Below are 12962 nucleotides of genomic sequence, written 5' to 3' on the forward strand. Positions count from 1 at the left end.
CCTAACGCGCGGCGTCAGCCTTCCGGCCCGTGAGCCGCAGCCGCATCGCGCCCTCGCCGCGCGCCTCGAAGCCCTGCTCGACGGCGTCGTCGGTCAGCTCCACCTTCACCGGCCCGGACAAGGTGAGCTCCAGCAACTGGATGCCCTCCGCGAGGACGGACATCTGCCCTTGCAGCGGAATGGTCAACAGGAACGGCGCATTGATTTCCTGGCGTAACACCGTCATCGCCACGTCGAAGATGCCTACGGCGCCGCGCGGGTCCTGACGCACTTCGACCAACCGTGCGCGAGCCTGGGTGACACGGGTGTTATCGCCCTGCTCGTCCACGATTTGCTTCGCGAACGCATCGGAGAAGCCATCCAGGGTAGCGCCCACCGCCAGCGGATTCTTCGGAAAGGCGGCCTCCATCCGGTCGGGCTTGCCGAGCTCCGGCAGGTGCTTCGCCACCTCGTCTGCTTCCTCCTTGGGCACCGGCTTGCCCGCCGCGTTCGTGATGACCACGCGGTCCTTCTTCCACTCCGCCAGGTACGTCTTCCGGCTGATGGGGCTCGCCTTGCGCTGGACCTTGCCCTGCTCCTCGGCCACCTCGCCCACGTCGCCGAACGCCATCTTCACCTTGGAGATGACCTTCCCCTTCGCGGCCAGCACCGTCACCGTGTGGCGGCTGGACGAGGTCACCGACATCGCCACCGACATCGGCTTGTCCATGTCCGAAGCGCGCAGGTCGAGCGCCAGCCGCATGTCCACGGCGTTGTCCAATTCCTCCTGGTACCCCACGCGGGCGTTCACCTGCTTGAACTGGATGGTCGGCGCCTTCACCTCGGGCGCGGGCGCAGCCGGCGCCGTGGCATGGGCGGCCAGCGGCGCGAGCGAGAGCCCCAGGGAGACGACGAACGGATACACGCGGTGCATGTGCTGCCCTCCTGGGACGGCATCCTTTCACGGGCCTCTCGCACGTGTGCCGCTGAAATCGTGCAGTCCGCCAGGAAGCCCATCGTCTGAACCCAGACGGATGGAAGCGCGACCCGCGCCGCCGGGCGGACGGCCCTCCGCCGCGCGCTACAGTTCCGCGAATGAGCGCCGCCCCGGGTCCCCAGGTCCACTTCCGCACCTGCAACCTGTGCGAGGCCATGTGCGGCCTGCGCATCGAGCTGGACGCCGGACGCATCACCTCCATCCGGGGTGACGCGGAGGACCCCTTCAGCCGGGGCCACGTCTGTCCCAAGGCCCTGGCGCTGGAGGACCTGCACCAGGACCCGGACCGGCTGCGAAGCCCCATGCGCCGCACCGCCAGCGGTTGGGAGTCCGTCTCCTGGGACGACGCGCTGGATGAGACCGCGCGCCGCCTGTATGCCATCCAGCGGGAGCACGGCCGTGACGCGGTGGGCTCGTACCTGGGCAACCCGAACGTCCACAACCTGGGCAACATGCTGTTCGCCCCGGAGCTGATACGCACGCTGCGCTCGCGCAACCGCTTCTCCGCGACGTCCGTGGACCAGCTGCCGCACCAGTTCACCGCCTACCTCATGTTCGGCCACCAGCTGATGGTGCCGATTCCCGACATCGACCACACCGGCTACATGCTCGTGCTGGGCGCCAATCCCCTGGCGTCCAATGGCAGCCTGATGACGGCGCCCGACGTGCGCGCCCGCCTGCGAGCCATCCAGCAGCGCGGCGGCCGCATCGTCGTCATGGACCCGCGCCGCACGGAGACGGCGCTCATCGCCGACACGCACGTCTTCATCCGGCCGGGCACCGATGCGCTCGCGCTGCTCGCCCTGCTGCACGTGGCGGTGGTGGAGCACGCGCCACGCCTGGGACCGCTGGATGCCTTCACCGATGGCCTGGAGACCGTGTGCGCGCTGGCCCGGGACTTTCCTCCGGAGAAGGTCGCCCCGCACACGGGCGTGCCCGCGCACACCCTGCGCCGCATCGCCCGGGAGTTCCTCTCCGCGCGAGCCGCCGTGTGTTACGGCCGCATGGGGGTGTCCACCCAGGCCTTCGGCGCGCTCTGCCAATGGCTCATCACCGTGCTCAACGTGGTGAGCGGCAACCTGGACCGGCGCGGCGGCACCATGTTCACCCTGCCCGCGTTCGACGTCGTCGGAGGTCCACGGGCCCTGGCCATGGGCCGCGGCGGCTTCGGCCGCTGGAAGAGCCGCGTGCGCGGGCTTCCGGAGTTCGCGGGGGAGTTGCCCACGGCGGCGATGGCGGAGGAGATGCTCACGCCGGGCCCAGGCCGCGTCCGCGCGCTGCTCACCGTCGCGGGCAACCCCGCGCTGTCCACGCCTGATGGCGCTCGGATGGAACAGGCGCTCGCGGGATTGGACTTCATGGTGAGCATCGACCCATACCTCAACGAGACGACGCGCCACGCGCACCTCATCCTCCCGCCGGTGTCACCGCTGGAGCGCAGCCACTACGACATCGCCTTCCACGCGCTGGCGGTGCGCAACACCGCGAAGTACTCGCCCGCTCTCTTCGAGCCCGGGCCGGGCAGCCGCCAGGACTGGCAGATTCTGCTCGCCCTCCAGCACCGGCTGCTGACGCTGCGCAAGGGCCGCCCCTCCGTGCGCGCCACGCTCAAGTACCAGGCCCTGTCCCGCCTGGGTCCGGAGCGGGTGCTGGACCTGGGCCTGCGGCTGGGACCCTACGGCGCGCGCGTCCACCCGGCGAAGCACGGCCTCACCCTGGAGAAGCTGCGCCAGTCGCCCCACGGCATCGACCTGGGGCCGCTCCAGTCCTGCCTGCCCCGGCGTCTCCAGACGAAGAACCGCCGCATCCACCTGGCGCCGGAGCTGCTGGTGGCGGACATGCGACGCCTACAAGCAGCCTTCCCCCAGCACACCGTCCCCGAGCAGCACAGCGGCGAGCTGCTGCTCATCGGCCGGCGTCACCTGCGCGACAACAACTCCTGGATGCACAACGTGCCGGGCCTGCTGAAGGGCAAGCCGCGCTGCACGTTGATGATGCATCCGGAGGACGCGGCCCGGCGGGCGCTCGCCGACGGCATGGAGGCCACCGTCATTTCACGCGTGGGCACGGTGACGGTGCCCATCCACGTGACGGACGAGGTGATGCCCGGCGTGGTGAGCCTGCCCCACGGTTACGGCCATGGCCGCCAGGGCACCCGGCTCGCCGTGGCCACCGCCCACGCGGGCGCCAGCCACAACGACCTCACGGACGCACAGGCCGTGGACGCGCTCTGCGGCAACGCCGCCTTCAGCGGCACGCCGGTGCGGGTGCGACGGGCAGCGGCGCCCGAATCCGCCACACCAGTGGGATGAGCGCCCCCACCAGCACGAACAGCAGCTGCACCAGGTGCCCCAGCAGCGCCACCGACATGGCGCGCGCGGCCGTGGTGTCCAGCACGCCCGCCGCCAGCGCGAAGGCGCCGTCACTCACGCCCACCTGCCCCGGCACCAGCGAGCCCACCGCCAGCGCGCACAGGTAGAGGCCCTGGGCGAAGAACGCCTGCACCAGGGAGGTGTCGATGCCCACCGCGTAGGTCAGCACGCCGTACTGCGCCACCTGGAACAGCCGGCTGCACAGGAACGCCAGCATGGGCGACCACGGCAGCAACGAGCCACACCGCGCCGAGGCCTTGAACTGCTCCGCATGGAGCGCCCAGCGGCTGAAGCGGCACACCAGCCACGCACCGGGCCGCTTCGCGCGCATGCACGCGCGCACGCCCACCGACAGCAGCACCAGCAACACGCCATGCGCCAGCATGAGCATGGTGAAGAGGGACATGCCCGTCAGCAGGTAGGACGCCAGGGCGCAGGGGAACGAGATGAAGCCGCCCGCCGCCAGGGACGCCGCCTGCGAGGTCGCCGCCGCCGCGGTGGCGGTTCCGCCGCCCATGTAGGGACTCAGCAGGGCCGCCTTGGTGGCCTCCGCCGCGGCGCGGCCCGCCGGGGCCATGCTGGACACCGCGGTACCGATGAGCTGCGCGCGGGCCAGGACGCGCCAGGGCACGCGCCCCGCTCCCGGGCCATAGGCACGCCGCGTGGCCAGCCCGTCCATGCACTGCCGCCCTAGCTCCAGCAGCACCACCCACGGCAGCCAGGGCGCCGCGCTGGACAACACGGCGCCCAGCTCGCGGGGCCCGGCCTTGTGGACCAGCAACGCCAGTGTGCCCACACCCGCCAGCGCGAAGACGGGCCGAAGCCCCACCACCATCCACCGCTTCAGGACCCGCTGCGGCGCCGCTGCTCCCACAGCGCCAGCTGGCGGGGCCAGGGACAACTCCCCGTGCGCGTTGCTCACCATCGACCTCCTCGCCGTCCCGTTGCCCGCAACGGAAAGTGGGCAGCGTGGACGCGACTGGCGAGCCCCGTCTGTCCGCCTGTCCCCGCCCACGCGGAGCCCGCGTCCAGCGGTGGACAGGCGTGCGCCCTGGACGGACGCGGCGGTGGATCACACCGGCCGCTTGGCCGCTCGGCGCGCACCTCGAAGCGCTTCAGCTCGTCTCGTCAGGCTCTTCAACCGGAGGACGAGGATGAGAGCGCATGCGGTCATCTGGCTGTCGCTGGCGCTTGCCGTCACGGGCTGCTCGACAACCCGGTTCGTACGTCTGGACACAGGGGATGGGCCTACCAGGGTCCACACGCCGTTCACGGAGGATGACACCAGGCCCCCCGTGGAGCTGGACGACGATGAATGCGAGGAGGCCCTGGTGGAGCTCGCCCGGGACGTGCGGCCCTTCGCCCATTCCCTGCGCGAGGCCCGCCAGCGGTTCGGCGGGCGCGCTGGCCGATGGTCACTGAGCGCCGACGCTCTACGCGTGTCCCCGGGACCGGCTGGGCCTGCGCGGCGGTTTCCCACGCGAGCGTGAACGCCAGGGGAAGAACCCATCTCAACAATTGGAGCAACGGTACGTGAGCTCCCGAATGGGGCGCTACCATCGCGAACGCTCACACAGGGGGCTCTTTCCCACAGCCAACGACGCGGCCCAAGCGCCTGAATCGGAGTCAATGCGATGAGCGTCCGCCAATCTCCGGAAAGCGCTCGTAGGCCCGTTTGAGCGCTTCCAGATGCGCGGGGTTGTTGTAGTCGAGCGGCGCGTCTGTAAGGCGCACGACCCACCCGCCCGACGCCGTGCACCGCGCCCGCGTGAGCAACTCGGCGTCGCGAGCAGGATCCGGGAAGCCGATGGCCCGTGCGGCGGCTGTCGACCAGTAGTTCAGCCACCCAAGAAAACTGGGAATCTCGGGGGTGGGGAGCTTCTCCGGAAGGTTCAGCATGGGAAGCCCACGGGGTGAGTGTTCCGGTCCATGCGGCGAGCGGCGAAACTGCTGCGCGACCTCAGAACCGTAGCCGTATGGCGACGCATGCCCCCAGAACGAGCGCGCCCCTTCCGCTACCCCCTCAAGCAGAGCCGCCGCTGCCGCGAACACGGGCTCATCCAATGGCAGTTTTGCATGCACTTCAAACTGGGGCTGACCGCCCGGGCTGAAGAGTCCGGATCTTCCCCTTCCCGAAACCATCACGGGGTAACGCTCATCCCCATTGCACATCAGGGGGAATCCGTCCTCCTCGGTCCTTTCTGCGAGCCACGCATCGCGCTGCGGCAATGCGACGGGGCGCCCTCCTTCGCCTACTTCCCACTCCAGGCGCAAGCCTGGGAGCGCCTGTTCCATCCCGTGGACGATAGCGAGAGCGCGGCGGTCGCTCCTAACGAGCGCAGGCGCGTAGACGACAAGGGTGAGGGCTCTGCGCCTGCTCATCGTGTGCACCCTGTGACGACGACATCAAGTGTTGGGTCCCGTGCCTCCAGCGCCTCTTTGTGCGCATCGGTGCTCACCCCAACGACGAAGCCATATCCGCAGGCCGCAGCGGCACTTCGCTCGTTGTCTATCTGATTCAATTCCTTCTCCATCTCCTGTTCCTGGATAAAGTCGTTGTATGTGTCAAATCGATGGGTCTTGATTTCCCACAGGACGCGCACACCGACTTGCAGCGCATCGAAGCGGACACCCCCAACAAGCACGTCCATCCCAGGATAACGGTTGGGAGGGAACCTGTCGGCGCACTCGTTGTGTCTGTCGTCTCCGCCGAGGTGTGGCACCGGAACAGGCTCACAACTGGCGCGGCGTGTCCGGCCCACGGGTCCAGGCGGCATCGGGGGCTGCCAGTCCTGCCCCGCTGGCACTGGTTCCAGTTCGGGCTTCCGCTTCGTTTCTCCTTTCCGGGTCGCCACCCTCGCTCCTCGCGCGGCTCCTGCTTCCTCGGGAGAACCGTGTCGAAGCGCATACGCGTCCAACGCCTCCTTGATGGCGACAGCCACCACCACCACGCCAAGGACAATGACGGCTCCCACGGCAATCTCAGGCGCCGCCAGCACGCACAGCCCGACTCCCACGGCAGCGGCGCCCGCCGAGGCGACCGCGCATCTTCCCGTGGTGTCGTGGAACTCGAGCCGGTCATGGTCGAGGGCCCCATAGCACCTCTCAACCAGCACGGGCCAAGGGTGAGAAGCCTCGCGGACGACGCACCGCCCACCGTCCCTCCAGGGCAACGCCGCCGCCCGCTGGAGATTGGCCACTCTCTGACCCCGGCCTCTGTGTGCGCCCCGAGGCGGAGGCGACGTGGCACAGGCCGCAAAGAAAGCCAGGAGTGCGATGCACGCGCGAAACCGCATGAACACGGCCTCTCATCCAAGTAACGAAGCAGCGGGGCAGATGTGGATGATAGCAGGCGTAAGCGACGGGTGAGCGACTCTCCGCGGAGGGTGGCGCCCAGGAGCTCTGACGGCCACCGTCCGCAACTTGCGTGAGCAGTGAATGCTGTCGTGTCGCGGCACCGTTGCGCCTGCTGCGGGCGTAGCGAAGATGAACCGGCACCACAACGCCCGACTGCTCAACACAGGAGCCTATCGACCCAAACCACGTTCAGCTGATTTCCGAAACGCGGAAGATGGGCAGCGTGGACGCGACTGGCGAGCCCCGTCTGTCCGCCTGTCCCCGCCCACGCGGAGCCCGCGTCCAGCGGTGGACAGGCGTGCGCCCCCGGAAGACAAGGCGGTGGGGCACGGCGACTGCTTGGATGCTCGGCGCGCCCCTCGAAGGCCGCTAGGGTGCGCCCCACACGCCTACACGAAGCATGGAGCGTCCCATGAAAGCAGTGCGGTTCTCAGCCTTCGGACAGCCACTGAAGGTGGTGGAAGTCGTGGAGCAGCCGGACGTGGCGCTGAAGCCGGGCGAGGCCCGGGTTGAAGTGCTGGCTACGCCCATCAATCCCTCCGACATCCTCACGCTCAGCGGCCAGTACGGACAGCTCCCGAAGCTCCCCGCCGTGCCCGGCAACGAAGGTGTCGGCCGCGTCGTCGAGGTCCAGGACTCCAGCGCCGTAAAGACGGGTGACGTCGTATTCCTCCCGCTGGGCGCGGGCACCTGGTGCACCCAATTGGTCGCTCCCGCGGACTCGCTCCTGCGGGTGCCGCCGGGAACCGACCTGCGGCAGGCCGCCATGCTGTTCATCAATCCTCCAACCGCGGACCTGCTGCTGCGGGACTTCGTCGCGCTGCAGCCCGGCGAGTGGGTGATACAGAACGCCGCCAACTCGGCGGTGGGCCGCTCCATCATCACCCTGGCGAAGCAGGCAGGCTTCAAGACGCTGAACGTCGTGCGGCGTGAAGAACTGGCGCCGGAGCTCACCGCGCTGGGCGCGGATGCCGTGCTGCTGGACTCGGATGAACTGCCGGAGCGCGTGCGCGAGGTGACGGGCGGCGCCAAGGTCCGGCTGGCCATCGACGCCGTCGGCGGCGAGTCCACCCGGCGCCTGGGTGACGCGCTCGCGCGCGGCGGCGTGGTGGTGAACTATGGCGTGATGAGCGGAAAGGGCCCTCGGTTGTCAGCCGCCGCCACCATCTTCAAGGACATCACCCTGCGCGGCTTCTGGCTGGTGTCGTGGATGAAGAAGGCGCCGCGCGAGGAGCAGGGCGCCCTCTTCGCCCGGCTCGCGAAGCAGGTGGCGGAGGGCACGCTCCACGTTCCGGTGGAGGGAACCTTCCCCCTGGAGTCCATCCAGGAGGCGCTGACGCGCGCCATGGAAGGTGGGCGCGCCGGCAAGGTGCTCCTCACGCCCAACGGCCCACTCTGAGGCGCTGAGCGACGCCGCTCCGTCAGCCCCAAGGCCCCTGGAACAACTCCCCGAAGCGCAGGGTCAGCTCCGGGCGCCGCACCAGCAGCTTCCCCCACGCGGTGGCCTCCGACGTCCAGGTGGCTACCGATAGGCCGTGCGCCTCGAACACCGCCATCACGTCGTTGTTCACGCTCATGACCTTCAACAGCCGCGTGTAGTCCAGCAGCGTGCGCAGCCGGGCCTCCGGGAAGCACACCTCCAGGTCGAGCGGCTGCACCGGCCCGCGCGGATTCAGCAGCACCAGCGGCGTGAGCAGCGGCGCAACCTCCACGCCGTGCGTGAGCGGTGACGCATCCACCTGACGTGCCATCAACTCCCGCTGGCGCGCCAGGTCCCGCTGGCGGGACGCCTCCACCATGCGCCGGAGCTCCGCCTCGCGCGCCTGGTCCTCCCGCTGCCGCTTCCGCTCGAGGTGCTCCCGAATCAACCGGACATCGGCCTCGATGTCCTTCAGGAAATCGCGAGAGTGGCTCCGCTCGCTCGACGCAGGTGACGCGGCGACGACACGCTCCCGGAAGCTGGGGAACCAGGCCAGGAAGCGCTCCGCGTCCGGGACGAGCGCGTCGACGTCTCGCCTCACAGTCCCCGACAACACCGCCGCCGCGTATGACACCGCGAGCGAGGTGGCACGCGGCAACGCATCCACCCGGAGCTCCGCCGCCTTCCACACCGGTTCGAGGCGGCGCGACAGGTCCTCCGGAGGCGACTCACGGACCAGCGCATCCACACGCTCCGGCAGCTGCTCCGGGTCCTCCACCGGCCACCACGTCTGGAAGCACACCACCGCGTCGGGCTCCGCCGCCTGCTGCCGTTCCCAGAGTGCCGCCCTCCACGGCGTGAAGGTGGCCAACAAGTCTGTGCGCTCGTCCGGGTGCAGCTGGAAGCGCCGCCACACGGCGTCGATGAACACGGCCTGCTGGCTGTCGCCATTCCACCCGCGCACCACCTTCGCCAGCGGCGCCAGCAGGCGTTCGCGGCCCTCCCCCGTCCAGAGCGCCATCAACAAACGCGCGCCCTGGCCGGGAGCGAGCGTATCGCCCCACCGCAGCCGTGAGGGCAATGACAACACCGCCTCCAGCAACGGCTCCGTGCACGGCGCCTCACGACTCCACGCGTGCAACCGGAGCGCATCCTCCTCGCCAGCGAGCGTGAGGAACCGGGAGAAGGCCGCGTCCTGGAAGCGACTGGCGCGAAGCGATGGTGGCTCTCGCGCCAGGGACTCGGACACCGCGGAGACGAAGGCGCGCGTCTCCTCCATGCGGTCCGCGTCCCGCGCGGCGGCGGCCCACTCGAGGAAACGAAGCGCATCCGCCGCGGAGAGCCGCGCCAGCCGCGCGAGCGCCCAATCCACCCACAGCGCCCGTTCCTCCGGCGGCAACTCCGCGAAAGGCCGGCCACGGGCCCAGCCATGCAGCGCCTCCGCCAGTCCACCCTCCACCCGGTCCGACACGGCGAGCAACGCACTCAGCGCCCCCGGAGGCGCCTGCGCGGGCAACCGCCGCAACACATCGAGCGCGAAGTCCGCGTCTCCCCGCGACGCCATCCGCTCCAGCAACCTCACGGAGCCCCGCGACGCCAACGCTCGACGCGCCTCCGCGGCCCGCGCCAGGTCCGTGGACTCCACGGCCGCGAGGAGGCCGTCCTCGTCCTGCAAGCAGAGCGCGCATTCGAAGCGCAGGTCCGCGTCCGGATGGTGCAGGCCCTCACGCAATGCGAGCAGCAGGTCCACGTCCGGCGCCTGCCCGGTGGCCCGCGCCCACGCCACGGCGGCGCGCGCCCCCTGCTCCGGAAACCGGGCGAAGGCGGCGCGAGCGAGCCGCGCGATGCGCTCGGTGGCCACCCGGGACCCGTGCGCGTGTGGCCACACTCGCCACCGGGTGAGCGCCAGCGCCGCCTCGCAGCCGAAGCGGCCGTCATCCTCCAGACACGTCAGCACCGTGTCGAGCGCCGCGTGCGAAGGCGTGCCTTCGTGGACGTCCACCAATGCGGCGAGCCACCGCGGCTCCAGGGCGGGAACGGCGGTATGCAGCCCCTCCTCCAGCTCGACGGCGGGCTCCTCCTCGGGCACATGCCAGGGAAGCCGCTGGGCCCACCGGTCCTCGACGTCCTCCTCGAAGCCCTGAAGAAACAACGCCTGCTCGTAGCGCCGCACGCCGACGAGCAGGCGCCGCACATGGGCCCACATCCTCGCGTAGCGCGACTCCAACCGCTCCGCCATGGAGGTGGGGAGGAGCGACACCCGGTCCGCCAGCGCATACCGGTCCACCCCCGCGTGCACGAGCATCCGCGCGGCGCCATACCGCTCCGGAGGAACCGGGCCGCAGTCGCACCGAGGGCACAGGAGCCCCGGCTCGTGGAAGCGCGTGCAGGCCGGGCAGCGGACCTGCGCCCCTCGGCGGGCACCATTCTCCAGCGGGGGATGCATGCGTCTTCTCTACACCGACTGGGGCCACTGCGCCCCACCCCTCAACCGTCGCGACGCAATGATGCGGCAAAGCCGCACGGCACCCGCGAATCATTCGCCATGCCATGGCGCAGCTGTAACGCAACATGTTTCAATTCCTCTCAACCTCCGCGCGGACCTGGGCGGCGCTCACTCCATCCGTTGCAACCCGTAGCTCTCACCCAAGGAGAAACACCCCATGAAGCAGACCTTTGCTGTCCTGGCGGCGCTCGCCGTATCGACCCTGGTGGCCTGTGGCGGCATTGAAGCCGTGGAGCCGCAGGAGGAGCTGGGCCAGGAGTCGAGCGCCCTCGTCTCCTGCTCGACGGAATGTACGACGGGCCCGTCGCTCTCCTGTTGGGGAACGACCTGCTCCGCGTCCAACAACCACTACGTCCAGTGTGACGGCAACTACCAGTACTGCCCCACCACGCCCCCGCCGCCGCTCGACTGCAGCCTGTCGCGAGAGGCGTGCGTGAACGTCCTCGGCCTCGCATGCGCCCCCAGCGGCTCCACGCGGAAGTGCTGCATCGAAGACATGCCCACCGGCAACTGCCAGTGCATGCACAACGGCCAGTGGATGTGCACCATCCCCGTCGAAGACCCGTAGCCCCTCCCGAGGCCTGACTGACGCATGGAAGTCCCAGGAACGGGCACGCCCGACGCGCCCGCTCCTCCTTTCTTCGCGCCAGACGCTCCCGGCACACGCCATGGGTTGAGCGCGCCGAAGGAAGTTGAAGGATGGCTCAGGTAGTGAATCCGCTATTTGCGTAAAAATCTGGCTATCCGTTGACACGCTGTCCATTGCTCGATATTTGTAATTCGCCACGAATGGGGGACCGTATCGAGCATCCTCAGGAATGCTCAGCGGCGTGGCTGCCCAGAACCCACACATCGTCACAACTGCGCTGGAGACCTCTCCACGAACAGCGGCCCCCTCCTTCCGGGCCGCCGGTCAGGATTCGTACGCTCGTATCCGCGGCTCGAGTGGCGCGGAGGGTGGGACGCGTCTGTCCGGCGGACGGAAGTGCCCGCCAGACGCGCACCAGGAAGCCACCGTCATGGACCCAACCCGCAATGCCTTTCCCGAGAAGAACCGCAATCTCGCCGTGGGCTCCGCCCGGCTCCAGGAAGTCCAGAAGGCGGTCCATTACTACGTGGACAACCATCACTGTGACGTCATTGGGCGGGTGTTTCACGGGATGCCAGGCCGGGAGGCACGCGTCAGCTTCAGCCCGACGCGCCGGGATGTGAGGCTGAACGCGGAGGGGCCTCGGGACGTCCTCCACTTCGGCTCCTACAACTACTCCGGGCTGAACGGACACCCACGCGTGGTGGCCGCGGCGGAGGCGGCGCTGCGCCGCTACGGGACGACGGTCAGCGGCGTGCGTCTGCTCAACGGGACGTGTGAGCTGCACCTGGAGCTGGAGCGCGCGCTGGCGGAGTTCCTGGGCTTCGAGGACTGCGTCACCTACAGCAGCGGCTACGCGGCCAACCTGTCCGTGCTGTCCGCGCTGTGTGGCGAGGGCGATGTGGTGCTGTCGGACATGCTCAACCACCAGTCCATCATCGACGGGCTGAAGCTGTCCGGCGCGGACATCCGCACCTACCGGCACAAGAGCCTGCGCAGCATCGAGTCCACGCTGAAGAAGCTGCCGTACGAGCAGCGCAAGTTCATCATCACCGACGGCGTCTTCAGCATGGACGGCGACGTGGCGGACCTGCCGGGCATCGTCGCGCTGGCGGAGAGCTACAACGCCTTCATCCTCGTGGATGACGCGCACGCCACCGCCGCCATGGGTCCCAACGGCCGTGGCACCCCGGCCTACTTCGGGCTTCAATCACAGGTGGACGTGCTCACCGGCAGCCTCAGCAAGGGCCTGCCGGGCATCGGCGGGTTCGCCGCCGGTTCCAAGGCCACCATCGACCTGCTGCGCTTCGGCTCCAACGGCTACATCTTCTCCGCCTCGCTGCCGCCGCCCATCGCCGCGGGCCTGCTGGAGGGCATCCGCATCCTCCAGGAGCAGCCCGAGCTCCAGGAGCGGCTGCACCACAACGAGAACCACCTGCGCGCCGGCATCCGCGCCATGGGCCTGGACTGCATGAACAGCGAGTCCCCCATCATCCCCATCCTGATGCCCGCCTACGAGAAGACGTTCGAGCTGACGCGGCTGCTCCACCTGGAGGGCATCTACGTCAACCCGGTGGGCTACCCCGCCGTGAGCAAGAACCGCACGCGCCTGCGCATCAACGTCAGCGCCAACCTCACCCAGGCGGACCTGGACCGCTTCCTGGACGCGCTGGACCGATGCAGCCGCAAACTCAACCTCCAGGACGCGCCGCCGCTCCAGCAGACCGGCTCCTGAGCCGGCG

General features: G+C 69.4%; 9 protein-coding genes and 1 pseudogene. 5 read left to right on the forward strand and 5 right to left on the reverse strand.

Annotated elements, in window-relative coordinates:
• Position 1: 1 nt before the first annotated feature.
• Positions 2-913, reverse strand: a complete 912-nt coding sequence (locus tag BLU09_RS03915; protein WP_090485587.1) for a hypothetical protein — start codon at positions 911-913, stop codon at positions 2-4.
• A gap of 161 nt (positions 914-1074) precedes the next feature.
• Between BLU09_RS03915 and BLU09_RS03920 the strand changes: the two genes are divergently transcribed.
• The gene (locus BLU09_RS03920; RefSeq protein WP_090485590.1) at positions 1075-3288 is read left to right on the forward strand and encodes a molybdopterin oxidoreductase family protein; all 2214 of its coding nucleotides are present in this window, start codon (positions 1075-1077) and stop codon (positions 3286-3288) included.
• On the opposite strand, the gene BLU09_RS03925 is transcribed toward BLU09_RS03920, so the two are convergent.
• On the reverse strand, positions 3224-4273 hold the full coding sequence (locus BLU09_RS03925; protein ID WP_228565496.1) for a lysylphosphatidylglycerol synthase domain-containing protein: 1050 nt from the start codon (positions 4271-4273) through the stop codon (positions 3224-3226). The genes BLU09_RS03920 and BLU09_RS03925 overlap by 65 nt on opposite strands.
• A 229-nt stretch (positions 4274-4502) precedes the next feature.
• Between BLU09_RS03925 and BLU09_RS40190 the strand changes: the two are divergent.
• Positions 4503-4745 (forward strand): annotated as a pseudogene (locus tag BLU09_RS40190) (AHH domain-containing protein); the annotation flags it as partial.
• A gap of 229 nt (positions 4746-4974) precedes the next feature.
• On the opposite strand, the gene BLU09_RS03935 reads toward BLU09_RS40190, so the two are convergent.
• Positions 4975-5730, reverse strand: coding sequence for a DUF5953 family protein (locus tag BLU09_RS03935; protein WP_090486993.1), 756 nt, complete (start codon positions 5728-5730; stop codon positions 4975-4977).
• The gene (locus BLU09_RS03940) at positions 5727-6644 is read right to left on the reverse strand and encodes a DUF6310 domain-containing protein (protein WP_090486995.1); all 918 of its coding nucleotides are present in this window, start codon (positions 6642-6644) and stop codon (positions 5727-5729) included. The genes BLU09_RS03935 and BLU09_RS03940 overlap by 4 nt, the downstream gene beginning before the upstream one ends.
• A 473-nt stretch (positions 6645-7117) precedes the next feature.
• Between BLU09_RS03940 and BLU09_RS03945 the strand changes: the two genes are divergently transcribed.
• On the forward strand, positions 7118-8104 hold the full coding sequence (locus BLU09_RS03945; RefSeq protein WP_090485594.1) for a zinc-dependent alcohol dehydrogenase family protein: 987 nt from the start codon (positions 7118-7120) through the stop codon (positions 8102-8104).
• 22 nt (positions 8105-8126) lie between these two features.
• Here the strand turns inward: BLU09_RS03945 and BLU09_RS03950 are convergent, their stop codons facing one another.
• A complete protein-coding gene (locus BLU09_RS03950) occupies positions 8127-10571 on the reverse strand; it encodes a hypothetical protein (protein WP_090485597.1) in 2445 nt (814 codons plus the stop codon).
• Between the two features lie 217 nt (positions 10572-10788).
• On the opposite strand from BLU09_RS03950, the gene BLU09_RS03955 reads away from it, so the two are divergent.
• Both BLU09_RS03955 and BLU09_RS03960 read left to right on the forward strand, forming a co-directional pair.
• The gene (locus tag BLU09_RS03955) at positions 10789-11199 is read left to right on the forward strand and encodes a hypothetical protein (RefSeq protein ID WP_090485600.1); all 411 of its coding nucleotides are present in this window, start codon (positions 10789-10791) and stop codon (positions 11197-11199) included.
• Between the two features lie 451 nt (positions 11200-11650).
• A complete protein-coding gene (locus BLU09_RS03960) occupies positions 11651-12955 on the forward strand; it encodes an aminotransferase class I/II-fold pyridoxal phosphate-dependent enzyme (protein WP_090485603.1) in 1305 nt (434 codons plus the stop codon).
• The last annotated feature ends 7 nt before the right edge of the window (positions 12956-12962 follow it).

The sequence above is a fragment of the Myxococcus virescens genome (assembly GCF_900101905.1).
Taxonomy (GTDB): domain Bacteria; phylum Myxococcota; class Myxococcia; order Myxococcales; family Myxococcaceae; genus Myxococcus; species Myxococcus virescens.

Excerpts from the sequence above, each read along its gene's own strand:
- BLU09_RS03915 (WP_090485587.1), bottom strand. The coding sequence starts at position 913 with ATGCACCGCGTGTATCCGTTCGTCGTCTCCCTGGGGCTCTCGCTCGCG.
- BLU09_RS03920 (WP_090485590.1), top strand. The coding sequence starts at position 1,075 with ATGAGCGCCGCCCCGGGTCCCCAGGTCCACTTCCGCACCTGCAACCTG.
- BLU09_RS03925 (WP_228565496.1), bottom strand. The coding sequence starts at position 4,273 with ATGGTGAGCAACGCGCACGGGGAGTTGTCCCTGGCCCCGCCAGCTGGC.
- BLU09_RS03935 (WP_090486993.1), bottom strand. The coding sequence starts at position 5,730 with ATGAGCAGGCGCAGAGCCCTCACCCTTGTCGTCTACGCGCCTGCGCTC.
- BLU09_RS03940 (WP_090486995.1), bottom strand. The coding sequence starts at position 6,644 with ATGCGGTTTCGCGCGTGCATCGCACTCCTGGCTTTCTTTGCGGCCTGT.
- BLU09_RS03945 (WP_090485594.1), top strand. The coding sequence starts at position 7,118 with ATGAAAGCAGTGCGGTTCTCAGCCTTCGGACAGCCACTGAAGGTGGTG.
- BLU09_RS03950 (WP_090485597.1), bottom strand. The coding sequence starts at position 10,571 with ATGCATCCCCCGCTGGAGAATGGTGCCCGCCGAGGGGCGCAGGTCCGC.
- BLU09_RS03955 (WP_090485600.1), top strand. The coding sequence starts at position 10,789 with ATGAAGCAGACCTTTGCTGTCCTGGCGGCGCTCGCCGTATCGACCCTG.
- BLU09_RS03960 (WP_090485603.1), top strand. The coding sequence starts at position 11,651 with ATGGACCCAACCCGCAATGCCTTTCCCGAGAAGAACCGCAATCTCGCC.